This window comes from Micromonospora sp. NPDC007230, assembly GCF_042869115.1.
GTDB lineage: Bacteria > Actinomycetota > Actinomycetes > Mycobacteriales > Micromonosporaceae > Micromonospora.
In genome coordinates this window covers 14737-39161 of the sequence record NZ_JBIAFE010000022.1, presented here as the reverse complement: position 1 = coordinate 39161, position 24425 = coordinate 14737, and the positions used below count along the sequence as shown (strand labels likewise).

Below are 24425 nucleotides of genomic sequence, written 5' to 3'. Positions count from 1 at the left end.
CCTTGGACGTCCTCGTCCGGGCCGGTCGGACCACCTCCACGGTCCTCTTTTTGTCTCGAGACACGCCCTCGCCGGAACCTCCGGCACCGGCCGCGGCGTCCATACTGACCGTGGGGGGCGAATTCCATACAGTTACCGTCGCGCCTCGCGACGGTCGACGGAAAGAGGGCACCGTGCCTCCTGCCGCACCAGGCCCGATCCTGCGCCGTCGCAGGCTCGGCACCGAATTGCGCCGGCTGCGTGAGCAGGCCGGCCTCACCGGCGACCAGGTCATCGAGCGGATCGGCTGGGCCTCCGCGTCCAAGCTGTCCCGCCTGGAGAACGGGCGCAGCCGCCCCGACCCGGACGACGTCGACATCCTGCTGGCCCTCTACGGCGCCGACAACGAGCTGCGCGAGGAACTGCTGGGGATCACCCACGAGGCCGGCGACATGCGCGGCTGGCTGCGGAACTTCCCGGTGATGACCCAGCAGCAGCGCGGCTTCGCCGAGCTGGAGGCGGGCTGCGCGGAGATCTCCGAGTACAACCCGGTGCTGGTGCCCGGGCTGCTGCAGACCCCCGGGTACGCCCGGCACCGGATCCTCTCGGCGACCCAGGTGGCGGCGGAGGCCGGCGACCCGGACACCGAGGACCCGGACACCGAGGTACGCGCCCGGCAGGCCCGCCAGTCGCTGCTGACCCGCTCCCCCGACGCGCCCCGCTACACCGCCGTGCTGGAGGAGGCCGCCCTCGGTCGCCGGGCCGGCCCACCCGAGGTGCTGCACGAGCAGATCGTCCACCTCTGCGAGCTGGCCATGCTGCCGAACGTGACGCTGCGTCTGCTGCTGCGCGACACCCGGGTCGGCGACTGGTACCTCCCACCGACCGCCTTCTCGGTCTACCGGTTCGCCGATCCGCTCGATCCGGAGACGCTGGCCATCGAAGGTGGGTTCACCGACGTCATGTCGACCGAGGTAAACACCCTAAATCGCTATAAAGTGGTGTTCGAGTGGCTATGCTCGGCGGCGCTCTCCGCATCGGACACCCTCTCCTGGCTCATCGAGGCGACGGGACGGCTGACCGATACGGCGGCCGAGTCCACAGTGGCGTTCGGGCCGGCAACGGCGCCGGCCCAGCGCCGCCGCGACCCGGGGCGCCTGGCGACGGACCGGTGATCCACGGGGACCTCGCCGTCCGACCTGCGGCGCCACTCGTCCCCATCGGAGCACTCCAGACCAGGAGCAGAACCATGAACGAGATCCGCAACAACTCGTCCGACCTCGCGCCGAATCTCGTCGGCGCCGCCTGGCGCAAGAGCACCCGGAGCCAGACCTCGAACTGCGTGGAGGTCGCGCCGCTGCGTACCGGGCCGGCGGCGGTGGCGCTGCGGGACAGCAAGGACCGGAGCGGGCCCGTGCTGCTGTTCAACCGGGCCGGCTGGCTGGGCTTCATCGCCGGCGCGAAGAACGGGCAGTTCTCGTTGAACTGATCCACCGAACACCAGGGGCCGCCGGCGTCGCGCCGGCGGCCCCGCCGCCTGTCCACCCGGCCACGTCACCCCGGGCCGACGTCACCGTCCTCCCGACAACCGTGCTGACCTGGGGTCAGCCGATCGGTCGGCGTGCGCGAACGACAGTCGGGTTTCACTTGCTGGGACGACCGCCAGGCGTAACATGTCGAATGAGTGACGTGGAAGTTCCATTGCGTATCCGTCCATCCGTATCCGGGGGACACCCATGCGGTTTCTGATCGTCCGCACCGAGATCCGAGCCGCCGCCGACATCGACATCGCGGCCGCCTGGGCCGGCGGTGGCCGGCTGCGGGACGAGACCACCGCGCCGGAGCCGCGCCGCCAGGTCGTCCACGCCGAGGACCGGGACGCCGCCCTGCTGCTGGCCCGGGCGCTGGCGTCCGTCGGAGCGGTACGCGCCGGCCGGCACCGGGTGAAGGTGCTCCCGATCGAGGACCCGGCCCCGGCACACCCGTACCGATGGGACACCACGAGCACCTGACCTGACGTCCGTCGTGGTCGGACCGGCTCCCCCGCCGCGTTCCCTGCCTCACCCGGCCACGACGGCCCGTGTTCCCGGCCCGTGACCGCCGCGGCAACGACGGTCACGGGCCGGGACCGCGTCTGCCGCTGATCAACGCCACGTCGGCGAAGTGGCGGTATCCCGCTGGCCGCAACCCCGCCACGTCGGCGAGGTGCCGATGACCCATCCGCCGTGTCGGCGAGGTGGCGAGGTGGCGATGGCCCATCCGCCGCGTCGGTCAGGTCGCGGCGGCCCCAGCACTCAGCAGGGGCCGTCGAGCCAGCGGTGGATCAGGAACAGGGCGATGGAGGAGGGTGGCGGGAGGGCCAGCCGGTGACCGTCGACGTCGACCGCCTCCCCGGCCAGCGCGGCGCCGATCTCCCGCCGGGTGAACCAGCGGGCGTAGGCGATCTCGGCCGGGTCCACCCGGACCGGCTCGTCGGCATCGGCCCGGGCCAGGAAACCGAGCATCAGCGAGCCCGGGAACGGCCAGGACTGGCTGCCCGCGTACGCGATCTCGTCGACCCCGACGCCGACCTCCTCGCGGACCTCGCGGAGCACGGCGGCCTCGGCCGACTCCCCGGGCTCGACGTAGCCGGCCAGGCAGGAGAAGCGGCGCTCGCCGGGGGTGCGTGCCCAGGCGGCGTTGTTACCGAGCAGGCATCGCCCCTCCGGGCCGGCCACCCCGTCGTGGACCAGCACGATCATGGCCGGGTCGGTACGCGGCCAGACCCGGTCGCCACCCGGGTCCACCCGGGACCAGCCGGCCTCGTCGACCTGCGTCGGCTGCCCGGTGACCGACGAGTAGCCGTGCCGGACGTGCCAGTTCAGCAGGGCGAGGGCGGTGGTGAAGAGGCCCGCGTCCCGGTCGGCCAGGAGGTGCCCCACCTCGCGCAGGTTGGCCCGCCGGGTGCCCGGCAGCTCCGGCAGCGGCGCGTCCACCGCGAAGACCGGTACGCCGTCGGGCTCGACGCCGAGGAACATCGGCACCGACCGGGGCACGTCGGGCAGCTCGGCGGGACCGACCAGCACCAACTCCGGCGCGGCCGACGCGTCGCGGACCAGGGCCCGCCCGTCGTCGGCCGAGTCCAGCACCAGCACCCGGGCCTGCTCCCACGCCTCGGCGAGCCAGTCCGGGTCGGTACGCCGGTGCGCGGCCCGGTCCAGCGTGGACCGGGCCAGCGGCGGGCCGGCCTCGCCGGTCACGCGCGACACGCCCCGGTGCTGAGCCAACTGGTTCGCTCCCTCACGCCGACTCCGTCCGCACCGGCCCGAGCGTGGCCAGCGAATCCGCGATCCGCTCCGCGTCACCGAGCACCACGGTGACCGCCTTCGCCGGGGCGAGGTAGCGCGCCGCCACCTCCGCCACGTCGTCCACGGTCGCCTTGGCGAGCCGGGCGGCATGCTCGGCGAGGAAGTCCAGGCGCAGCCCGTTGCCGGCGTACGCGCTGGTCAGCGACGCCAGCCCGGCCTGGGTGGACATGCCGAGCTGAAGCGTGCCGAGCGCGTACTGGCGGGCCTGCTCCAGCTCCTCGGGCTTCGGCGGCAGCGATGCCAGCCGGCCCAGCTCGTACCCGGTCTCCAGCAGGGCGGGGGCCGTCACCTCGGTGGCCACCTCGGCGGCGGCGATCAGCACCGACCCGGCCACCGAGTGCTCGACCAGCGAGTGCGGCCCGTACGTGTAGCCCTTGTCCTCCCGGATGTTCTCCACCCAACGGGAGGAGAAGTAGCCGCCGAAGACCAGGTTGGCCAGCTGCAGCGCGGCGTGGTCCGGGTGGGTGCGGGGCACCGCCGGCAGGGCGATCCGGAGCGACGACTGGACCGAGCCGGGGCGGTCGACCAGCAGCAGCGGGCCGGGCTCCAGCGGCGGGGCCGGCGGCAAGTCCTCGGCACCCCCGGCGCCGTTCCACCCGGACAGCGCCTGCTCGGCGACGTCCACGGCCCGCTCCGGCTGCACGTCGCCGACCAGCACCAGCACCGCACCGGCCGGGTGCACCCGGTCGGCGTGCAACCGCCGCAGGGCGGGCGGGCGGACCGCGCGCACCTGGTCGGGCTCCGGGGTCTGGACCGCATACGGGTGCTTGCCGTAGACCCGCTTGAGCAGCGCGGTCCGGGCCAGGTGGGCGGGTTGGCTCTGGGCGACCTGGATCCGGTCGACCAGCCGGTCCCGCTCGGTCTCCACCCAGTCACCCGGGTAGGTGGCCCCGGTCAGCACGTCGGCGAGGATCTCCAGCATCCGGTCCAAACCGGTGACCAGGCTCGCCCCGGAGAGCATCAGCCGGTCCGGGTCGATCCCGGCGGACAGCCCGCCGCCGACCTTCTGCAGCTCGGCGGCGATCTGCGTCGCGGTGAGGGTCGCCGTGCCGGCGAGGATGGTCTGGGCCAGCATCGCGCCCCGGGCCAGGTGGGTACGCCCGGCCGGCATCCAGAGCCGCAGCTCGACCAGCGGGACCGCGGGCCGGCGTACGGCGATCACGGTGAGCCCGTTGGCGAGCGTGCGCTCGGCCTGCTTCGGCAGCTTGAGCCGGCGGTTCGGGCCGAGCGGCGGCAGCGGCCGGGTCCCGGTCTCCACGATTGCCGTCATCGGGCACCTCCGGCGATGACCTCGATGGACGCGCGGCGCTGCGGCCGCAGGGTGGCGGCGGCGGCGAGGACCTGTTCCTCGGTCACCTCGCCGACCAGCCGGGGCAGCTCGTTGAGCAGGCCCGGCTCGCCGCGTTGCTGTTCGAGGACGGCCATCCGCAGCGCCCGGCCGAGCACCGCGTCGGTGTCCCGCAGCAGGTGGGTGGCCATCCGGGCCTGGGTACGCGCCAGCTCTCCCTCGGTCAGCCCGTCGGTGGCGAGCCGGTCCAATTCCTCGTCGATGGTGCGCAGCACCTTGTCCACGTCGCCCCCGGGCGGCAGGTGTGCCTGGAGCAGCAGCGCCGTGGGGTCGCGCACGTCGAACGGGTCGCCCATGAAACCGAGGTAGCCGCCGAGGCTGGTGACCGTGCGGTCTCGCTGGACCAGCCGTTCGACCAGCCGGGACGCGTCGCCGTCGGTGAGTACCTCGGCCAGCACCACGTACGGCAGGTAGCCCGCGAAGTCGGTCACCGGGTCGGGCACCCGCCAGGCCCCGGCCACCGCCGGCAGCGGGGCCAGCTTGTCGGTGTAGGACCGGCGCCGTTCGGCGGTCAGGTCGGGCTCGGCGAAGTCGGGCCGCGCCGGGGCGGGGCGGGCGGGCACGTCCCCGAAGTGCCGCTCGATCAGCTCCGTCGCCTCGGCCACGTCGATGTCCCCGCTGACCGCCAGTACCGCGTTGCCGCTGGCGTAGTAGCGCCGGAAGAAGTCGGCGGCGTCCGCCACGGTGGCCGACTCCAGGTCGTCGAAGGAGCCGTAGCCGTCGTGCGCGTTGGGGAAGGTGTCGAACATCACCGGCGGCAGGGTCAGCCAGGGAAACCCGCCGTACGGCCGGTTGAGCACGTTGACCCGGATCTCCTCCTTGACCACGTCGACCTGGTTGCGCAGGTTCTCCTCGGTCAGCCGTGGGCCGCGCATCCGGTCGGCCTCCAGGAAGAGCGCCCGTTCCAGGGCGTTGCTGGGCAGCGTCTCGAAGTAGTCGGTGTAGTCCAGGTGGGTGGAGCCGTTGAAGGTGCCGCCGGCGCCCTGGACGTGCCGGAAGTGGGCCAGCTTCTCCAGGTTCTCCGAGCCCTGGAACATCAGGTGCTCGAAGAGGTGGGCGAAGCCGGTGCGGCCCTCCGGCTCGGACCGGATGCCGACGTCGTAGACCACCGCCACCCCGATCACCGGGGCGCTGCGGTCGGGGGTGAGCACCACCCGCAGGCTGTTGTCGAGGCTGAACCGCTCGACCGGGTACTTCGTCGCTGGAATTTTCGTTCTCCGCGTCGGCACGAGATCGACCCTAACGCGTCGGCACCGGCCGCACCGCCGGTGTGGCCCGGCGCCCTGGACGGTCGTTCCGGTGGTGGGCCGACCGGCACCGCTTACTCCACCGAACAGGTGGGAATTACCGGGAATACCCAGGTCGCCCGTCCCGGATCGTGGATGGGTCTTGACGTCGACTCCAGCCTGCCCCACTCTTCCTACCAACTAAGTAGGAATACTGTGGATTGGACACACGATGAGACGGCTCCCCTTCCGTCGGCTGGTCTCCCTGGCCACCCTCGCCGTGGTCGGCGCGGCCACCCTGGGCACCACGGCGGCCTGCGGCGGCGGCACCGACGACGCGGCCGGCACGTCCGGTCCGGTGACCCTGCGCCTCGGCTACTTCCCCAACATCACCCACGCGCCCGCCGTGGTCGGGGTGGAGAAGGGGATCTTCAAGGAGAAGCTCGGCGGCGACGTCACGCTGGAGACCAAGACCTTCAACGCCGGCCCGGCGGCCATCGAGGCGGTCTTCTCCGGCGCGCTCGACGCCACGTACATCGGCCCGAACCCGACCGTGAACGCCTTCTCGAAGTCCAAGGGTGAGGCGGTCCGGGTCGTCTCCGGCGCCGCCTCCGGCGGCGTCGCGCTGGTGGTCAAGCCGGACATCACCTCGGTCGAGCAGCTGCGCGGCAAGAAGATCGCCACGCCGCAGCTCGGCAACACCCAGGACGTGGCGTTGCGCTACTTGCTGCGGGAGAAGGGCCTCAAGACCACCAAGGAGGGCGGCGGCGACGTCAAGGTGGTCCCCCAGGAGAACGCGCAGACGGTGGACACCTTCGCCAGCGGCGCGATCGACGGTGCCTGGGTGCCGGAGCCGTACGTCTCCCGGCTGGTCAACGCCGGCGGCAAGGTGCTGGTGGACGAGCGCGACCTCTGGCCGGACCGGAAGTTCGTCATCACCAACCTGATCGTCAGCACCAAGTTCCTCAAGGCCCACCCCGACGTGGTGAAGAAGCTGGTGGAGGGGCAGGTCGCGGCGAACGAGTTCGTCAACGGCAAGCCGGACGAGGCGCAGCAGGCCATCTCCGACCACATCGGCAAGATCACCGGCAAGCCGCTGGACGTCAAGCTGATCAAGCAGGCCTGGCCCACCCTGGAGTTCACCAACGACCCGATCGCCGCCTCGCTGAAGACCGGCCTGGACCACGCGGTCGCCGTCGAGCTGACCCAGCCGGTGGACCTCAACGGCCTCTACGACCTGTCCTTCCTCAACGAGGTGCTCAAGGCGCAGGGCAAGCCCGAGGTCACCCAGCCGTGACGTCGACCACGACGACCCCGCGCAGCGCGACCGGCGCGGTCGCGCTGCGCGGGGTGACCAAGGTGTACGGCCAGGGCGAGCAGGCCGTCCTGGCGCTGGACGGGGTGTCGCTGGACGTCGCACCCGGCGAGTTCGTCTGCCTGGTCGGTGCGTCCGGATGCGGCAAGAGCACGCTGCTCAACCTGGTCGCCGGGCTGGACCGGGCCAGCGGCGGCCAGATCGAGCTGGGCGAGGCGGTCAACCCGGGCCTGATGTTCCAGGAGCCGGCCCTGTTCCCGTGGCTCACCGTCGAGGCCAACGTCGAGGTGCCGCTCAAGCTGCGCGGGCTGCCCCGGGACGAACGCCGGGCGAAGGTGGCCGACCTGCTGCGTACGGTCCACCTGGCCGAGTTCGGCCGCAAGCGCCCGCACGAGCTCTCCGGCGGCATGCGGCAGCGCGTCGCGCTGGCCCGCACCCTCGCCCTGGACACCCCGGTGCTGCTGATGGACGAACCGTTCGGCGCGCTCGACGCGATGACCCGGGACATCCTGCACGACGAGCTGGAACGCATCTGGTCCGAGCGCCGGCTGAGCGTGCTCTTCGTGACGCACAACGTCCGGGAGGCGGCCCGGCTCGCCGACCGGATCATCCTGCTCTCCAGCCGGCCCGGCCGGATCATCTGGTCCACCCGGGTCGACGTGCCCCGGCCCCGGCGGATCGACTCTCCGGAGATCGCGACCATCGCCGCCGAGGTCACCGACCGGCTGCGTACGGAGGTGGGCCGCCATGGCCAGTGACACGCTCGCCGGATCCGCGCGTACCGACGCGGAGATCTCCGGCCTGGACGCCCTGGAGACCGCCGGCCGCCAGCGCGGGCCGTCCCGGGTACGCCGCGCCTGGTCGGGGCTGTGGCCGAAGCTGGCCGCCCTGGCCCTGGCCGTCGCCGTCTGGCAGGTCGTGGTCTGGACCGGGTGGAAGGACCCGTGGGCGCTGCCCGGGCCGGCGACGGTGTTCGAGGACCTCGGCCACTACCTGGTCAGCCCGGCGCTCTGGGACGGCCTGGCCACCACCGGCCGCCGGGCCGCCGTGGGCTTCGCCGCCGCGGTCGCCGTCGGGCTGGTGCTCGGCCTGGCCGTGGCCCGGGTGGCGGTGCTGCGGGCCGCGCTCGGCTCGATGATCACGGCGCTGCAGACCATGCCGTCGATCGCCTGGTTCCCGCTGGCCATCCTGCTCTTCCAGCTCAGCGAGCAGGCGATCTTCTTCGTGGTGGTGCTCGGCGCGGCGCCGTCGGTCGCCAACGGCGTCATCCACGGCGTCGACTACGTACCGCCGCTGCTGGTGCGGGCGGGCCGCAACCTCGGCGCCCGCGGCCTCAACCTCTACCGGTACGTGATCGCGCCGGCCGCGCTGCCCGCCATCGTGGCCGGGCTCAAGCAGGGGTGGGCGTTCGCCTGGCGCAGCCTGATGGCCGGCGAACTGCTGGTGGTCATCGCCACCCGGACGTCGATCGGCGCGCAGCTCACCTACGCCCGGGAGCTCAACGAGGCGCCCCGGCTGATGGCGATCATGATCGTCATCCTGGTGGTGGGGCTGATGGTGGACGCCGCCTTCGGCGCGGCGGACAAGGCGATCCGCCGCCGGTGGGGCGTGCTGGACCAGGCCGGCAACTGACGCCGTGTACGTCTCCGCGCGCGCCGACTACGCGCTCCGGGCCATGCTCGCCGTCGCCGACGCCGCCGGGTCCACCGGCGACGGCGGGCTCAGCGGCGGCGAACTGGTGAAGGCGGCGAGCCTGGCCGAGCGCCAGGACATCCCACTCAGCTTCCTCCAGGGCATCCTGCTCGACCTGCGTCGGGCCGGGCTGCTGCACAGCCATCGCGGCACCGAGGGCGGGTACGCCCTCACCCGGGCCGCGGGCGAGATCAGCGTGGGCGACGTCCTGCGCGCGGTCGGCGGCGCGCTGACCAGCGTCCGGGGCATGCCCGCCGACCGGACCGGCTACCACGGGGTGGCCAGCGGGCTGCGGGACGTCTGGCTGGCGGTCGACGGCGCGATCGCGCTGGTGGTGGACCGCACCACCCTGGCCGACCTGCTGGCCGACCGCTCCGCCGCGCGCTGACCTCGACTGTCGACCCTTCCGGGGGTCAGCTCGCGACGGGATCGGTGTCCCACCCGGTCGGGCTGTGCAACTCGACCAGCCCGGCCCGGGCGGATCCGTCCGACGTCGGGTGCCAGGGACCGAACGCCACCGCCATGGCGAGCAGCAGCCCCGCCCCCGCGACCGCGAGGACCAGCAGCAGCTCGCGCACCTCCGCCGAGCCGGCGTCGCTCGCCATGGTCCCCCCTCCGCGCTCGGCCGGTTCGCCCAGCCTCATTCCCCGAGAGGCGAGTATCGCGAGAACGACGGCTGCACGCAGTCGCCCATCGGACGCAACCACCGCTGATCCCCGACCCAGGGGCGGGCCCTCACCCCGGTATCTCGACCGGACCGTGGCCGCCCCGGGGGCCACTTTCCGCCGTGCCCTGCTGAGTGATCAGGCGGATCGGGGGCGACGCGGGCGGCGCGAGCGGCTGGAGGTGCGGTGCGGGGAGCGGGTGCCGTCAGCCCCGCCCGCCCGATGGGGCCGCGAGGTGGGAGCCGGCTGCGGAGCGGTGATCGTCACCGGCACGCCGGACGGCTCGCGGGCACCGGTCACCTGGGCGAGGGCCTCGTCGCCGGGGTGCACCTGCCTCGACTGCGGCCTGATGCCGGCCGCGCTCATCAAGCGGGCCACGTCCCGGCGTTGCTCGGGTAGGACCAGGGTGACCACCGTGCCGGACTCCCCCGCTCGAGCGGTACGCCCACCCCGGTGCAGGTAGTCCTTCGCCTCCGTCGGGGGATCCACGTTGACGACCATGTCGAGCCCGTCGACGTGGATGCCGCGCGCCGCCACATCGGTCGCCACCAGCGCGGTCACCTGACCGGTACGGAACTGCTCGAGGATCCGGGTGCGCTGCGGCTGCGACTTGCCGCCGTGCAGCGCGGCGGCGCGTACCCCCTTGGCCAGCAACTGGCGGGCGAGCCGGTCGGCGCGGTGCTTGGTTCCCATGAACAGGATGGTGCGGCCCTCGCGGGCGGCGATCTGGGCCAGCGCGGCCGGCTTGTCGACGGCGTCGACGTGCAGCACGTGGTGCGTCATCCCGGTCACCGTGGCGGTGCCAGGGTCGACCGAATGCGACACCGGGTTGGTCAGGAAGCGGCGGACCAGCTTGTCGACACCGCCGTCCAGGGTGGCGGAGAAGAGCATCCGCTGGCCGTCCGGTGCGACCTGCTCCAGCAGCTTGACGACCTGCGGCAGGAAGCCCATGTCGGCCATCTGGTCGGCCTCGTCGAGCACGGTGATGGCGACCTGGTCGAGCCGGGCGTCACCCCGGTTGATCAGGTCGTGCAGCCGGCCCGGGGTGGCCACGACCACCTCGGCACCGGCGCGCAGCGCGTCCGCCTGACGCTGCATGGAGAGGCCACCGACCACGGTGGCGCAGCGCAGCCCGACGGCGCGGGCGTACGGGGCGAGTGCCGTGTTGACCTGCTGGGCGAGCTCACGGGTCGGCACCAGCACCAGGGCGAGTGGACGGCCCGGGCGGGCCCGGCGACCGGCGGTGCGGGAGAGCAGCGCAAGCCCGAAGGCGAGCGTCTTGCCGGAGCCGGTACGGCCCCGGCCGAGCACGTCCCGGCCGGCGAGCGAGTCCGGCAGGGTCGCCGACTGGATCGGGAACGGCTCGGTGATGCCCTGGGCGGAGAGCTCGGCGAGCAGCGCCGGAGCCAGCCCGGTATGGGCGAACGACGGAATGACGGTGGTCATGCGAAGGACCTTCCTCGACGCGGCACGTGTCGAGGGAGGGCGCCGGGAAACGGCGCTGTCCGGGCGGACTCGTCCGCCGGGACTCACAAGCACGAACCGAAGGGGTGCGGACCGGTCCGCCGCAGCGCGCCGCACCCGCGATACGGGTGGGCGGCGCGGCGGACCGGTCGGTCACCACACCCGGAGGGCGTGGTGGGTGTTACTGGTCGATCCGAAGATCAGAGCGGGCGGATGTTCTCCGCCTGCGGGCCCTTCTGGCCCTGGGTCACCTCGAACTCGACCCGCTGGTTCTCGTCCAGGCTCCGGTAGCCGGAGGACTGGATCGCCGAGAAGTGGGCGAAGACGTCGGCGCCGCCGCCGTCCGGGGTGATGAAGCCGAAGCCCTTGTCAGCGTTGAACCACTTGACGGTGCCAATAGCCATTTGTTTCGTCTCCTTGACGGAACGTTCGAACCCGCACCTGTTGCGGGCCGAAAAGGAGCGCCCCACGCGTCTGATGCGTGGACCGCCTGTCGCTTCTGGTCGCCCCGCCCGGAGAACTCCGGACACAACAAAGAGCGCCTGGGGCCACAATCCGCCAGGCGCACACAGAGTCTCTGGAAACCAAAACTGCAACGCGCCTAACCTATCACGGATTGGGCAACGCCGGGACGTCCGGAGAAATTTCCGGCACCCCGGCGACCAGCGCGGTCAGCCCGGCGGCGTCGAGCAGGTCGGCGGGGCGGACGGTGACCCCGTCCCGGACGTAGTGGAAGGCGGCACCCACCCGCTCGACCGGTACGCCGGCCAGCTCGGCCCAGGCCAGCCGGTAGACGGCCAGCTGCACCGCGGCCGCGTCGGCCTCCCGCCCGCCGGGCTGCCGGCCGGTCTTCCAGTCGACCACGTCGTACCGGCCGCCGGGGCGGGCGAAGACGGCGTCCATCCGCCCCCGGACCACCACCCCCGCGATCACCGTGGCGAACGGCACCTCCACCTCCACCGGCATCCGGTCGGCCCACTCGCTGGCCAGGAAACGCTCCTGGAGCTCGGTGAGCGCCTCGTCGGGGGCGGCGTCGTCGTCCGCCGCGCCGGGCAACTCGTCCACGTCGAGCAGCCGGTCGGCGCCGAAGCGCTGTTCCAGCCAGGCGTGGAACGCGGTGCCGCGCCGGGCGTACGGGTTCGGCTCGGTGGGCATCGGTCGGCGCAGCGCCCGGGCCAGGGCCTCCGGGTCGCGCCGCAGCGCCACCAGCTGGGTCACCGACAGATGGCCGGGCAGTTCCACCTCGACCGCCTCGGCGCGGCGGGCCAGCTCGGCCCGCTCGGCGAGGAGCAGGTCGGCCTCCCGCCGCCAGCGGACCACCTCGGGGTCCCCGGCGGACGGCTCGCCGGCTCCCCGGGCCGGCTCCTCGGCCACGTCGGCAGCCGAGGCGTGCCCCGGCGACACCGCGGCCTCGCGGCGGGCCGGGGCGACCCCGGCGGTCGGGGCGGGCCCCGGCGACCGCGCGGCCTCACGGCGGGCCGCCTCGGGATCGGCGAGGTAGCGGCGGACCAGCACGGCGGCCTCGGCCAGCGCCGGGCGGCGGGCACCGAGCGGGTCGGCCGGCCACTCGGCCCGGAGCACCGTCTCGGTGGTGGGGTTCACCGCGTCGCCGGCCGGCTCGGGCGCCCACTCGTCGACCAGGTGCCCGTCCGCGCCGGCCAGCCCGGCGTCGTGCACCTCGCGCAGGAACACCGACGGACCGCGGAACTTCTTCGTGCCCTCCCCCCACCAGTAGCCGGAGCAGAGCAGCAGCCGCCGGGGCCGGGTCACCGCCACGTACGCCAGCCGGCGCTCCTCCCGCTCGTCGTGCGCCCGCCAGGCGTCGGTGAAGTCCTCCAGCGCCCGGGCCACCCCGCGCTGGTCCTCCGCCCCGGCCAGGCCCAGCTCGGGCAGCCCGTCGGCGTCGCCGCGCAGCGGGAACGGCAGCACGCCCAGCCCGCCCAGCCAGTGGTCGGAGTTGCGGACCGGCCCCGGCCAGACCCCCCGGGTCAGCCCGGCCACCGCCACCACGTCCCACTCCAGACCCTTGGCGGCGTGCGCGGTGAGGATCTGCACCGCGCCTTCCACCACCTCGACCTCGCCGGGGGTGAGGCCGCGCTCCTCGTCCTCGGCCGCGGCCAGGTAGGCGAGGAAGCCGGCGAGGGTGGCGCCGGGCGTCTCGCCGGAGAACCGGGCCGCCACGTCACCGAGCGCGTCCAGGTGGCCGCGGGCCAGTCCGGCGTCGCCGGTGCCGTCCCGGCCGGCCCGGACCGCCACCTCCACGTCCAGGCCGATGGTCCGCTCGATGTCCGCGATCAGCTCCGGCAGGGACTGGTCCAGCCGGTAGCGCAGCAGCGCCAACTCCATCCCGTACGACCGCAGCCGGGCGTACCCCTCCGCCGAGTACGCCTGCGCGGGCCCGAGGTCGGCGAGCGCCTCGACCAGCGTGGCCTCGTCCAGCGCGTCCACGGTGATCTCCGGCCCGTCCTCGCCGGCCAGCTCCCGGCGCGCCTTCGCGATGGCCTTCGCCCGCCGGTGCAGGGCGACCAGGTCACGCGGCCCGATCCGCCAGCGCGCGCCGGTGAGCAGCCGCAGCAGCGCCGCCCCGTCGGTCGGGTCGGCGAGCACCCGCAGCGTGCAGACCACGTCCCGGACCTCGGGGGTGTCCAGCAGGCCACCGAGCCCGACCACCTCGACCGGCAGGCCCCGGGCGCGCAGCGCCGACTCGATGGCGGGGATCTGGCTGCGCAGCCGGACCAGCACGGCGGTGGTGGGCCGCCGGGGCACCGGGATGTGCTCGGGCAGCGCGTCCGGCATCCCCGCCGCCCCGCACCAGGCGGCGAGCACACTGTCGGCGATCCACTCGGCCTCGTCGGCGTACGTCTCGAGGAGCGCGCAGTGCACGGTGCCGGCCGCCTGCCCGCGGGGGCTGCGGTGCGGGATCGGTTCGCGGACGCTGAACGCGGCGTGCAGCTCGGGCACCCGGGCGCCGGCCGCGCGCAGCGGCACCGACAGTGCGTTGGCCACGCCGAGGATCTCCGGCCGGTTGCGCCAGCTCGTGGTGAGGCTGAGCACCTGGGCCGGGGTGCCGTCGGTGCGGGCGAACTCGGTGGGGAACCGGTCCAGCGTGCCGGCGCTGGCGCCGCGCCAGCCGTAGATGGACTGGCAGGGGTCGCCGACCGCGGTGACCGGGTGGCCGCCGCCGAAGAGCGCGTTGAGCAGCACCACCTGGGCGTGGCTGGTGTCCTGGTACTCGTCGAGCAGCACCACCCGGAACCGGTCCCGCTCGATCACCCCGACGCCGGGGTGGTCCCGGGCCACCCGGGCGGCCCGGGCGAGCTGGTCGGCGAAGTCCATCGCCTCGAAGTCGTCCTTGCGCCGGGCGTACGCGCGGACCAGCGGCAGCAGCTTCAACCGGGTCCGCTGGAACTGCAACGCCTTCCGCACGTCGGCGTAGACCCGGCCGGGGCGGGACTGCACCTCGGCGTAGAACCGGCCGGTCCAGGCGGCCAGCTCGTCCGGGTCGACCAGGTGCTCGTCCAGCTCCCCGGCCAGCGCCAGCACCGCGTCGGTGATGGTGCTGGGCATCCGGTCCACCTCGGACATGTCCCCGTCGTAGTTGCGCACCAGCAGGTCGACGAGCTGCCAGCGGGACGCCTCGGTGAGCAGCCGGGTGGTCGGCTCGTACCCGGCGCGCAGCCCGTGCTCGGTGACGATCCGCCCGGCGTACGAGTGGTAGGTGGAGACGGTCGGCTCGCCCGCGAGCGGGTCGTCGTGCGGGTCCCGGCCCCGCCGGCCGAGCCGGCGGATGAGCTGGTCGAGCCGGGTACGCACCCGGTGCGCCAGCTCGCCGGCGGCCTTGCGGGTGAAGGTGAGGCCGAGGATCTGCTCCGGTCGCACGTACTGGTTGGCGACCAGCCAGACCACCCGGGCGGCCATCGTCTCGGTCTTGCCCGAGCCGGCACCGGCGACCACGAGCAGCGGCTCGACCGGTGCGGCGATGATCGCCGCCTGCTCCCGGGTGGGCGCCGGCAGCCGCAACAACTTCGCCAGCTCGACCGGGGTGTAGCGCGGGCCGGAGTCGGCGGTCCGCGGCGCCGGGGTGGTGGCGGCGCCGAAGAGCGCGGGCTGGGTCACGGCATCGTCCTCGCGCTCACTCTTCCCGGGGCGCTGGGTTGGTCGGCGGTTCCACTACCTGGCGCCCCTGACCGGACACCGGGCAGCTCGTCCGGACCGGGCAGACCCGGCACTTCGAGTTGGCGACCGCGGCGAAGGTGGCCGCGGCCATGGTATCCGCGGTACGCCGGACCAGCGCCGTCGCCCAGCCGGCCGCCGGTCCCTCCCCGGCCGCGGCCTGGGCCTGCTCCTTGGCGTCCTTGGCCGACGTGCCGAGCTGCACGAGTGCGGCGCCCCCGGACTCGGCGCCGAACTCGGCGAAGCCCCCCGCCTCGACCGCTGCCTGGTACGCCCCGAGCTGCGGGTGCTCGGCCACCTCCCGCTCGGTGACCGCGGTCGACTTGCCGGTCTTCAGGTCGATCACCACGAGCCGCCCCTCGGCGTCGACCTCCAGCCGGTCCACCCGGCCGGCCAGCTCGACGGGCCGGTGCGGGTCGTCGAGGCGTACCGCGAACTCGTGCTCGATGGCGAGCAGCCGGCGCGGGTTGCCGGCCAGCCAGCGGAGCAGTTTGTCCACCATGGCCTCGGCGCGGGCGCGTTCCGGGCCGACCATCCAGCGGGCGGCCAGCTCGATCGCGTCGAACCGGGCGGCCACGTATTCCAGCAGGGTCGTCCGGTCGACGCTGGCGTCCTCGGCCAGCATCGCGGCGGCGTGCACCAGGTTGCCGACGCCCTGGGCGGCGCTGGCCGGGGCACTGCCGCCGTGCCGTTCGAGCAGCCAGCGCAGGCTGCACCGGAGCGCGCTCTCCATCGCCGACGGGGTGACCCGGACCGGCTCGCCCTCGTCGACCAGCGGCCGGTCGTCGGAGAGGCCGCGCAGCCCCCACCAGTCGTCGGGGTGGGCGCCGGGCACCCCGGCGGCGGCCAGCCGGGCCAGTTCGGCCGCCGCCGCGTGCCGCCGGGTGGGCGGTGCCGCCGGGTCGGTGACCGCGGTACGCAGCTCCGCCACCAGCGCGGACAGGGTGAGCCCGCGCGGCGGCAGGGTGACCGGCAGGGCGGCCGGCGGCGCCTCCTGCGGGTCCTCGTCGACGGTCGGCACCGGCCCGTCGTCGGGTGGTGCGGTGCCGGGACCGGCCGGCTTCGGCGCCGGGTCGGGGCCGTCGGGGGCCGTGCCGCCACCGATCGCCGGCGGCTCGGTGGCACCCAGCTCGTGCAGGAAGCGGCTGGGCTGCTCCTCGTGGTCGTCGCCGCCCACCGCCGCGGACGCGACCGCGGTGACCAGCAGTCGACGCCGGGCCCGGCTGACCGCGACGTGGAAGAGCCGCCGCTCCTCGTCGAGCAGTGCCGAGGTCTGCCCGACCAGGCTGGCCCGGACCCCGGTGTCGTCGGCCCGGCCGGCGAGCACGTCGACCAGCCGTTCCGAGCCGAGCAGGCTGCCCCGCAGCCGCAGGTCCGGCCAGACGCCCTCCTGCACCCCGGCGATCGCGACCAGGTCCCATTCCAGGCCCTTGGCGGCGTGCGCGGTGAGCAGGCGGACCGCCTCGCCCCGGTCGGCGCTGGCGGCCAGGGTGTCGGCCGGCAGGTCCTGCCCGAGCACGTGGTCGAGGAAGACCTCGGTACGCGCACCGGGCAGCCGGTCGGTGAACCGGGCCGCCGCGTCGAAGAGCACCAGCACCGCGTCGAGATCCCGGTCGGCGGCCTCCGCCCGCCAGCGCTGCGCGGTCTCGTGCTCGCCGGTGGCCGCCCGGCCCCGGGTGATCGCGCCGGCCCAGCGCTCGGCCAGCCCGCTCTCCCGCCACACCGCCCAGAGCACGTCCTCCGCGGTGGCCCCGGGCGTGGCCGCGGCCTGCCGGGCGGTCGCCAGCAGGTGCGCCACCGTCTGGGCGGGCGCCGCCCAGCGCCGCTCGATGGTGGCCAGCTCGGCCGGGTCGCCCAGCGCCTCGACGATCAGCTCGCCGGACGGGCGGCGGTCGCCGGCGGCCAGCGCGAGCGCGCGCAGCCCCTGGCGCAGCCGCCGCTCGGCGAGCGGGTCGGCGCCACCGAGCGGCGAGTGCAACAGCGCGACCGCGGCCTCCTCGTCCAGCCGGTCCGGCTCAAGGGCGCAGCGGAGCAGGAGCAGCAGCGGGGCCACCCCGGGCTGGAGGTGCAGCGGCAGGTCCTCGCCGTGCACCACGGTCGGCACGCCGGCGGTGTGCAGGGCGCGTTGCAGCGACGGCAACTGCCGGCCGGTGGCGCGGACCAGCACCGCCATCCGGGACCAGGGCACCCGGTCGAGCAGGTGCGCCTCGCGCAGGGCGTGGGCCAACCAGGCGGACTCGCTGGTCGCCGAGCGGAAGGTGCGTACCTCGACCGTGCCGGGCGGCGCGTCGGGCAGCGGACGCAGCCGCCGGTGCCCGGCCGGGCCGCGCAGCCGGCGGGCCAGCCGGGCGGTCGCGGCCAGCAGCTCCGGACCGGCCCGGTAGGACGTGGTCAGCGTGACCTGCGCGGCCGGCGCCCCGGAGGCGGTGCGGAACCGGTGCGGGAAGGTGGTCACGCCGGCCGGGTCGGCGCCCCGGAAGGCGTACGTGGAGGAGTCCGGGTCGGCGAAGGCGACCAGGGACTTGCCCCCGCCGGCGAGGACGGCGAGCAGTTCGAGCTGGGCGGGGTCGGTGTCGGCGAGCTCGTCGACGTAGATGTGGGCCAACCGGCGGCGCTCGGCCGCCAGCAGCTCCGGGTCGTCGCGCAGCATCCCGGTGGCGGCCCGGACCAGCTCCGCCGGGTCGTACGCGATCGAACCCCGGTTGCTCACGTCGCGCAGGGCGAGCACGGCCACGTACTCCCGGAGGAAGCGGGCGGCGGCCGGCCAGTCGGCGCGGCCCAGCTTCTCCCCCAGGCGGGCCAGCTCGACCGGGCCGACGCCCCGCTCGGCGGCGCGCATCAGCAGGTCGCGGAGCTGCTGCGCGAACGCCCGGGTCCGCAGCGCGGGGCGCAGGTCCGCCGGCCAGCCGACGGGGTCGTCCGCGGGCTCCTCGCCGACCACGTCGAGCAGCTCGCGGATGATCAGATCCTGCTCGGGACCGGTGAGCAGCCGGGGCGACGGCTCGCCCCGCTCGGCGGCGGCCCGGCGGAGCAGGCCGAACCCGAACGCCGGGAAGGTGCGGACCAGCGGCTCGCGGACCACCCGGGCGGGCCGGGTCGCGGTGCTGCTCGCCGCGGGCGGACTGCTGGCCGCTCGCCCGCTCTGGTGAGGCTGGCCCGCGCCGGCGATCCGCGCCTCGATCCGGTGGCGCAGGTCGGTGGCGCCCCGTCGGCTGAAGGTGAGCACCAGGATGCGTTCGGGGTCGACGCCCTCCGCCACCCGCGCGGCGACCGCCTCGATGAGCGTGTCGGTCTTGCCGGTGCCCGGGCCGCCGACCACCAGCATCGGGCCGTCGGTGTGCGCGACCACCTCGGCCTGTGCCGGGTCGGGCCGGCGCGGCGGCGGGTAGGCGGCATCGTCCGCCGACCCCCCGGATCGCGGCTCCGCCAAGGTCGCCCCACCACCGGGCCGACCGACCCCCTGCCCCGCCCCGCCGGCACGGCCGACCCCCGTCGCCGCCCCGCCGGGCCGGCGCACCAACCGGTACGCCTGCACCGCCTCATCCCACCACGCCGGTACGACACCCCACCGCCCCCACCCGCCCCTTCTGCTTGATCATGAGGTTGGCGGCACCCGCAGAGATCAACTTCACGGTCAACCTCATGATCAACTGGCCCGGAGTGGGCCCGGTCCGGTGGGGGTGGGGTGGGGTGGGTCAGGTGAGGTGGGTGTCTAGGAGGTCCAGGGCGGCGGGGACGGTGTCGGCGACCAGGAGGAGGTCGAGGCCCGCCGGCTTGAGGAAGTGGTGGTCGGCGAGGGTGCGCAGCCAGTCGAGCAGCGGTCGGTAGAAGCCGTCCGCGTCGACCAGCACCATCGGCTTGGCGTGCAGGGCGAGGGTGGCCGTGGTCCACACCTCGAACAGCTCGTCGAGGGTGCCGAGCCCGCCGGGCAGCGTGATGAAGGCGTCCGACTTGTCGATCATCAGGGTCTTTCGGCTGGCCATCCCGTCGGTCACCAGCAGCTCGTCGGCGGCCAGGTCGGCGACCTCCAGGTCGACCAGGGCCTGCGGGATCACCCCGAGGGTGTAGCCGCCGGCGGCCCGCGCGCCGTCCGCCACCGCGCCCATCATCCCGACGCAGCCGCCGCCGCTGACCAGGGTGTGCCCGCGCCGGGCCAGCTCCGCGCCGGTCTCGGCCGCCAGGTCCAGCCAGCGCTGGTCGAGGGTACGGGAGGAGGCGCAGAACACGCAGATCGCGGCCACGGTCAGCCCCGCCCCGCCGGGCGTTCCCCGGGCTGGCCCCCGGCCGGCCCCTCGGGCGCGGGCTCGGGTGAAAGCCCCGCCGACGGCTCGGCAGCAGCCCCGGCCGGATCCTCAGACGCAGGCTCGGGCGCGGCCTCGGCGGCGGCCTGCTGGTCGGCGGCGCCCCGGGCGACCGCCTCCTCGCGGATCGCCTCCTGCTCGGCGGAGAGCACCGCCTCGGCCTCCACGATGTGCCGGACCGCCTCCTCGACGTCGTCGGTGAGGCAGATCAGCTCCAGGTCAGTCGGGCCGATCTTGCCCTCGCCGGCCATGCTGTCCCGCAGCCAGTCGATCAGGCCCCGCCAGTAGTCGATGCCCATCAGCACCACGGGGAAGCGGGTGACCTTGCCGGTCTGCACCAGGGTGAGTGCCTCGAACAGCTCGTCCATGGTGCCGAAGCCGCCGGGCAGCACCACGAACGCCTGGGCGTACTTGACGAACATGGTCTTGCGGGCGAAGAAGTAGCGGAAGTTGATGGCCAGGTCGACCCACTCGTTGATGCCCTGCTCGAACGGCAGCTCGATGCCGAGCCCGACGGAGAGCCCGCCCGCCTCGCTGGCCCCCCGGTTGGCCGCCTCCATCACCCCCGGGCCGCCGCCGGTGATCACCGCGTAGCCGGCGCGGGCCAGGGCGGCGCCCAGCTCCTCGGCGAGCCGGCACTCGGGGCTGTCCGGCTTGGCGCGGGCCGAGCCGAAGACACTGACCGCGGGTGGCAGGTCGGCGAGGGTGTCGAAGCCCTCGACAAACTCGGAGAGGATCCGCAGCGCCCGCCAGGCGTCCCTGGTCTTCCAGTCTCCCCGGCCCCGGGAGTCCAGCAGCCGCTGGTCGGCCGTGCTGGTCGGGATGGCCCGGTTGCGCAGCGTGACGGCACCCCGGTGCCGTTCTCCCCTCGGCCCGCGGCCGGGTTGCCGCCCGTTGCTCTGGCTCATGGAGCCACCGTAGTGGAGCCACCGCAGTGTGGTGCGGAGCCGGGCGAGCCGGAGAAATTCTTGGCGATCTTGGGCAACTAAATCGCTCGCTCGTACGTCTTACTATTCACATACGGGGTATGCCCCGGGCGCGACCTTCGGGGGAGGGAGCCAGCGTTGATCAGCAACACCGAGATGATCCGGATCCGCCGGCAGATGCAGCGGCGGATCCGCGACGTGGTGGCCGAGCGCCGCCGCGCCCGCATGATGGAAGCCCACCACACCGACCTCACCGGTGAGACCACCGAGCCGGACTCCTCGCTGACGACGGCCGGCTGACCGTCCGCCGGAACGACCCCGGGGGGTCCGCGTCACCGACGCGGGCCCCCCGATCACGTATCCGGGGTCAGGCGGCGAGCCAGCGGTGCAGCGTGGCCGCGCCGTCTCTGATCTTGGTCAGCTCGACGTGCTCGTCGGGGTGGTGGGCCAGGTTCGGGTCACCGGGACCGAAGTTCAGCGCCGGGATGCCCATGGCCGCGAACCGGGCCACGTCGGTCCAGCCGAGCTTGCCGATCGGGGCGGCACCCACCGCGGCGAGGAACTCCTGCGCGGGGGCGGCCGTCAGGCCGGGCGGCGCACCCGCCGCCGCGTCGGTGATCGCCAGCTCGAAGCCGGCGAAGACCTCGCGCAGATGCGCCTCGGCCTGCTCGGGCGTCCGGTCCGGGGCGAAGCGGTAGTTGACCTCGACCTCGCACCGGTCCGGCACCACGTTGCCGGCCACTCCGCCGTGGATGCGGACCGCGTTCATGCCCTCCCGGTAGTCGCAGCCGTCGATGGTGACCCGCCGCGCCTCGTACCCCGCCAGGCGCCGCAGCACCTCACCGGCCGCATGGATGGCGTTCACCCCGTGCCAGGAGCGCGCCGAGTGGGCGCGTACGCCGGTGGTCGACACGATCGCCCGCATGGTGCCCTGGCAGCCGGCCTCGACGATCCCGTACGTCGGTTCCAGCAGCACCGCGAAGTCGGCCTGGAGCCACTCCGGGTGGGCCTGGGAGACGAGGGTGAGGCCGTTGTACTTCGACTCGATCTCCTCGGCCTCGTAGAAGAAGTAGGTGACGTCGTAGCGCGGGTCCGGCAGGGTCACCGCCAGGTGCAGCGCGAAGGCCACCCCGGACTTCATGTCGGAGGTGCCGCAGCCATACATCAGGTCGCCGCGCATGGTGGACGGGAAGTTGTTGTTGAGCGGGACGGTGTCCAGGTGGCCCGCGAGCACCACCCGCTGCGCCCGGCCCAGGTCGGTGCGCGCCATCACCGTGTTGCCGTGCCGGAACGTGGTCAGGTGCGGTACGCCCCGCAGCACATCCTCGACGCAGTCGGCAATGGCCTTCTCGTTGAGGGAGACGGACTCTATGTCGACCAGGGCGCGGGTCAGCGCCACCGGATCAGCCAAGACCTCGGGGGTCAGCGGGTTCTGCATGGTTGGCACGGTACCGTCATGTGCGGTGAGCACGAGGAGCGAGCGTTCCTGGGCGGCTCGCGTGGGACGCGGTCGCGCGGGAACGGGAGACGAGCTTGCGAGCCCCCAGCCGCGAACGAAAGGTGCAACTGTGACGTCCTCAGAACCAGCCTGGGGCATCGGACTGGCCACCGTCACCGCTGACGACCAGGTGCTCGACACCTGGTACCCGACCGGCAAGCTGGGGCTCGGCGAACTGCCGCTGGTCCCCGGGGAGGACCAGGCCGACGTGCTCGACCTGCCGCCCGACGCGGTCGGCGAGCGGGCGCTGCCCGGCCTGCGTACGGTCGAGGTGGTCACCGTGATCGGCTCACTGGACGACCCGATCAAGGACGCCGCCGACGCGTACCTCCGGTTGCACCTGCTCTCCCACCGGCTGGTGCGGCCCAACGAGCTCAACCTCGACGGCATCTTCGGCAAGCTGGCCAACGTGGCCTGGACCTCGGCCGGGCCGTGCCCACCCGAGCGGGTGGACGAGCTGCGCGTCATCGAGCGGGCCGCCGGCCGCCACCTCGCCGTCTACGGGGTGGACAAGTTCCCCCGGATGACCGACTACGTGGTCCCCGCGGGCGTGCGGATCGCCGACGCGGACCGGGTCCGGCTCGGCGCGCACCTGGCCGCCGGCACCACCGTGATGCACGAGGGCTTCTGCAACTTCAACGCCGGCACGCTCGGCACCTCGATGGTCGAGGGGCGGATCGTGCAGGGTGTGGTGGTCGGCGACGGCTCCGACATCGGCGCGGGTGCCTCGATCATGGGCACCCTCTCCGGCGGCGGCACCGAGAAGGTCCGCATCGGCGAGCGGAGCCTGGTGGGCGCGAACGCCGGCATCGGCATCTCGCTCGGCGACGACTGCGTGGTGGAGGCCGGCTGCTACATCACCGCCGGCTCCAAGATCACTCTGCCGGACGGCCGGGTGGTCAAGGCGCGCGAGCTCTCCGGGGTGGACGGCCTGCTCTTCTGGCGCAACTCGGTCACCGGGGCGCTGGAGGCGAAGCCGCGTACCGGCCGGGGCATCGAGCTGAACGCGGCCCTGCACGCCAACGACTGACGCGGGACGGGCCGGGGCTGTGGCCGCCCCGGCCCGTCCGCCGTCGGGTCCGCGGCGGGGAGACCGCGGACCCGGACGACTCACCGCAGGCGGTACGCCTGGATGATCCGCTGGGACACGGTGTTGCCGGCGCTGTCCCGGGCGGTGGCGCGCAGCGAGACGTACCCCGGGCCGGCCGGCGCGCCGGGCTGCCGTTCCCCGGACCGGGCACCCGACCGGGCATGATTTCGTCGTGACCACCATGAAGGAACGCATGCTCGCCGGCGAGCTGTACATCGCGGACGATCCCGAGATCGCCGCCGATCTGGACCGGGCGGCCCGGCTCACCGAACGGTTCAACACCAGCTCGGCCGACGACCCCGAGGGACGGCTCGCCGCACTGCGCGAACTGCTCGGCACGGTGGGCGAGGGCGCCTGGGTCCGGCCACCGTTCTACTGCGACCACGGCTGGCAGACCCACCTCGGCCCGCGCACCTTCGTCAACTTCAACGCGGTCTTCCTCGACGTCGCCCGGATCACCATCGGCGCGGACGTCCAGCTGGGACCGAACGTGCAACTGCTCACCGCCACCCACCCGGTCGAGCCGGAGCCCCGGCGGGCCAAGTGGGAGGCGGCGAAGCCCATCACGATCGGGGACAACGCCTGGCTCGGGGGCGGGGTCATCGTGCTGGCCGGAGTCACCATCGGGGAGAACACCGTGGTCGGCGCGGGTGCCGTGGTGACCCGGGACCTGCCCGCCAACGTGGTGGCCGTGGGTAACCCGGCGCGCCCCGTACGCACCCTCGACTGAGCGGCGGGCCCGTCACCGCGGCGGCGGTTCGGCCAGCCGGACCACCAGGTCGGCGTGCCCGGCGGTCCCGGTGACCAGGGCGGCGTTCGACTCGTCGCTGCCGAGCGCCCAGGCTCGCGCCTGCTCCGGGGTCTTCCCGTACGCCTCGTGCCGGGCGGTCAGCCGGCGCACCCGCAGCTCGGCGTCCAGGTCGAGGAACCAGGCGTCGTGCAGCAGGGTGCGTACCTCCTCCCACGGCTCGTCGCGGAGCAGCAGGTAGTTACCCTCGGTCACCACCAGCCGGACCTCCGGCGGCACCTCGATCGACCCGGCGATCGGCTCCTCCAGGTCGCGCCGGAACGCCGGCGCCCAGACCGAGGTGGGCTCGATCCGGCGCAGTCGGCGCAGGGTGGTGACGAACCCGTTGACGTCGAACGTGTCCGGGGCTCCCTTGCGTCCGTCCCGGCCCAGCCGGACCAGCGCCGACTGCGCCAGGTGGAAGCCGTCCATCGGCACCAGCCGGGCGAGCGGCCCGACCTCGGCGACGATCCGCTCGGCCAGGGTGGACTTGCCCGCCCCGGGCGCACCGGCGATGCCGAGCAGCTGCCGCGGGCCGGCGTCAGCGAGGGCGCGCGCCCGGGCCACCAGCTCCTCGACGGGGAGCACCTGCGCCGGAGCGTCCGCCATGCTTC

Annotated in this window: 22 protein-coding genes and 1 pseudogene; 11 read left to right on the top strand and 12 right to left on the bottom strand. The window is 74.1% G+C overall.

Features of this window, described 5'->3' with window-relative positions; translation table 11 throughout:
• Nucleotides 1-173 precede the first annotated feature (173 nt).
• The 3 genes from ACFYML_RS26685 to ACFYML_RS26675 all read left to right on the top strand — a co-directional run bounded on the left by ACFYML_RS26685 (nucleotide 174) and on the right by ACFYML_RS26675 (nucleotide 1991).
• Nucleotides 174-1154: a helix-turn-helix domain-containing protein gene (locus ACFYML_RS26685; RefSeq protein WP_387423252.1), complete on the top strand. Its 981-nt coding sequence runs from the start codon at nucleotides 174-176 to the stop codon at nucleotides 1152-1154.
• 74 nt (nucleotides 1155-1228) lie between these two features.
• Nucleotides 1229-1468 (top strand): DUF397 domain-containing protein, encoded by a 240-nt coding sequence (locus tag ACFYML_RS26680; RefSeq protein ID WP_387278895.1) that lies wholly within the window; start codon nucleotides 1229-1231, stop codon nucleotides 1466-1468.
• A 247-nt stretch (nucleotides 1469-1715) separates the two neighbouring features.
• Nucleotides 1716-1991, top strand: a complete 276-nt coding sequence (locus ACFYML_RS26675; protein ID WP_073834759.1) for a hypothetical protein — start codon at nucleotides 1716-1718, stop codon at nucleotides 1989-1991.
• 282 nt (nucleotides 1992-2273) lie between these two features.
• Here ACFYML_RS26675 and nudC read toward each other — a convergent pair whose 3' ends face one another.
• Genes nudC through ACFYML_RS26660 form a run of 3 tightly spaced genes read right to left on the bottom strand, consistent with a single transcriptional unit; the run spans nucleotide 2274 to nucleotide 5903 of the window.
• Entirely contained in the window at nucleotides 2274-3218 is a 945-nt protein-coding gene (nudC, locus tag ACFYML_RS26670) for an NAD(+) diphosphatase (protein WP_387423326.1), read from the bottom strand.
• A gap of 40 nt (nucleotides 3219-3258) precedes the next feature.
• Nucleotides 3259-4596 (bottom strand): M16 family metallopeptidase, encoded by a 1338-nt coding sequence (locus ACFYML_RS26665; protein WP_387423251.1) that lies wholly within the window; start codon nucleotides 4594-4596, stop codon nucleotides 3259-3261.
• A complete protein-coding gene (locus ACFYML_RS26660; protein ID WP_387423250.1) occupies nucleotides 4593-5903 on the bottom strand; it encodes a M16 family metallopeptidase in 1311 nt (436 codons plus the stop codon). The genes ACFYML_RS26665 and ACFYML_RS26660 overlap by 4 nt, the downstream gene beginning before the upstream one ends.
• Nucleotides 5904-6132: 229 nt before the next feature.
• Here ACFYML_RS26660 and ACFYML_RS26655 point away from each other — a divergent pair, with 229 nt between their 5' ends.
• From ACFYML_RS26655 to ACFYML_RS26640, 4 genes are read left to right on the top strand one after another with little or no spacing between them, the layout of a single operon-like run.
• A complete protein-coding gene (locus ACFYML_RS26655; RefSeq protein WP_387423249.1) occupies nucleotides 6133-7197 on the top strand; it encodes an ABC transporter substrate-binding protein in 1065 nt (354 codons plus the stop codon).
• Nucleotides 7194-7973: an ABC transporter ATP-binding protein gene (locus tag ACFYML_RS26650; RefSeq protein WP_387278905.1), complete on the top strand. Its 780-nt coding sequence runs from the start codon at nucleotides 7194-7196 to the stop codon at nucleotides 7971-7973. Before ACFYML_RS26655 ends, ACFYML_RS26650 begins: the two co-directional genes overlap by 4 nt.
• Entirely contained in the window at nucleotides 7963-8847 is an 885-nt protein-coding gene (locus ACFYML_RS26645) for an ABC transporter permease (protein WP_387423248.1), read from the top strand. The genes ACFYML_RS26650 and ACFYML_RS26645 overlap by 11 nt, the downstream gene beginning before the upstream one ends.
• 4 nt (nucleotides 8848-8851) lie before the next feature.
• Nucleotides 8852-9295, top strand: a complete 444-nt coding sequence (locus ACFYML_RS26640; protein WP_387423247.1) for an RrF2 family transcriptional regulator — start codon at nucleotides 8852-8854, stop codon at nucleotides 9293-9295.
• A 25-nt stretch (nucleotides 9296-9320) separates the two neighbouring features.
• On the opposite strand, the gene ACFYML_RS26635 is transcribed toward ACFYML_RS26640, so the two are convergent.
• The 7 genes and pseudogenes from ACFYML_RS26635 to ACFYML_RS26605 form a co-directional block, all read right to left on the bottom strand.
• Nucleotides 9321-9512: a hypothetical protein gene (locus tag ACFYML_RS26635; protein ID WP_387423246.1), complete on the bottom strand. Its 192-nt coding sequence runs from the start codon at nucleotides 9510-9512 to the stop codon at nucleotides 9321-9323.
• A gap of 198 nt (nucleotides 9513-9710) precedes the next feature.
• A complete protein-coding gene (locus ACFYML_RS26630; protein WP_387423245.1) occupies nucleotides 9711-11018 on the bottom strand; it encodes a DEAD/DEAH box helicase in 1308 nt (435 codons plus the stop codon).
• A 218-nt stretch (nucleotides 11019-11236) separates the two neighbouring features.
• Complete coding sequence (locus ACFYML_RS26625; RefSeq protein WP_007464836.1) at nucleotides 11237-11440, bottom strand: cold-shock protein; 204 nt, start codon at nucleotides 11438-11440, stop codon at nucleotides 11237-11239.
• Between the two features lie 205 nt (nucleotides 11441-11645).
• Entirely contained in the window at nucleotides 11646-15152 is a 3507-nt protein-coding gene (locus ACFYML_RS26620; protein WP_387423244.1) for an ATP-dependent helicase, read from the bottom strand.
• Between the two features lie 16 nt (nucleotides 15153-15168).
• Nucleotides 15169-18744: an ATP-dependent helicase gene (locus ACFYML_RS26615; protein ID WP_387423243.1), complete on the bottom strand. Its 3576-nt coding sequence runs from the start codon at nucleotides 18742-18744 to the stop codon at nucleotides 15169-15171.
• Between the two features lie 160 nt (nucleotides 18745-18904).
• Nucleotides 18905-19450, bottom strand: a complete 546-nt coding sequence (locus ACFYML_RS26610; protein WP_387278916.1) for a TIGR00730 family Rossman fold protein — start codon at nucleotides 19448-19450, stop codon at nucleotides 18905-18907.
• A gap of 134 nt (nucleotides 19451-19584) precedes the next feature.
• A pseudogene (locus ACFYML_RS26605) lies at nucleotides 19585-20418 on the bottom strand (TIGR00730 family Rossman fold protein); the annotation flags it as partial.
• Nucleotides 20419-20574: 156 nt separating this feature from the next.
• Between ACFYML_RS26605 and ACFYML_RS26600 the strand changes: the two are divergent.
• Complete coding sequence (locus tag ACFYML_RS26600; protein ID WP_357439789.1) at nucleotides 20575-20736, top strand: hypothetical protein; 162 nt, start codon at nucleotides 20575-20577, stop codon at nucleotides 20734-20736.
• A gap of 67 nt (nucleotides 20737-20803) precedes the next feature.
• Here the strand turns inward: ACFYML_RS26600 and dapE are convergent, their stop codons facing one another.
• The gene (dapE, locus tag ACFYML_RS26595) at nucleotides 20804-21874 is read right to left on the bottom strand and encodes a succinyl-diaminopimelate desuccinylase (RefSeq protein ID WP_387423242.1); all 1071 of its coding nucleotides are present in this window, start codon (nucleotides 21872-21874) and stop codon (nucleotides 20804-20806) included.
• A gap of 130 nt (nucleotides 21875-22004) precedes the next feature.
• Here dapE and dapD point away from each other — a divergent pair, with 130 nt between their 5' ends.
• From dapD to ACFYML_RS26580, 3 genes are all read left to right on the top strand, one after another.
• On the top strand, nucleotides 22005-22964 hold the full coding sequence (dapD, locus tag ACFYML_RS26590; RefSeq protein ID WP_387423241.1) for a 2,3,4,5-tetrahydropyridine-2,6-dicarboxylate N-succinyltransferase: 960 nt from the start codon (nucleotides 22005-22007) through the stop codon (nucleotides 22962-22964).
• A gap of 102 nt (nucleotides 22965-23066) precedes the next feature.
• Nucleotides 23067-23189, top strand: a complete 123-nt coding sequence (locus ACFYML_RS26585) for a hypothetical protein (protein WP_387423240.1) — start codon at nucleotides 23067-23069, stop codon at nucleotides 23187-23189.
• Between the two features lie 7 nt (nucleotides 23190-23196).
• The gene (locus ACFYML_RS26580) at nucleotides 23197-23754 is read left to right on the top strand and encodes a sugar O-acetyltransferase (RefSeq protein WP_387423239.1); all 558 of its coding nucleotides are present in this window, start codon (nucleotides 23197-23199) and stop codon (nucleotides 23752-23754) included.
• Nucleotides 23755-23766: 12 nt separating this feature from the next.
• On the opposite strand, the gene ACFYML_RS26575 is transcribed toward ACFYML_RS26580, so the two are convergent.
• Complete coding sequence (locus ACFYML_RS26575; protein WP_387423238.1) at nucleotides 23767-24420, bottom strand: nucleoside/nucleotide kinase family protein; 654 nt, start codon at nucleotides 24418-24420, stop codon at nucleotides 23767-23769.
• Between the last annotated feature and the right edge of the window lie 5 nt (nucleotides 24421-24425).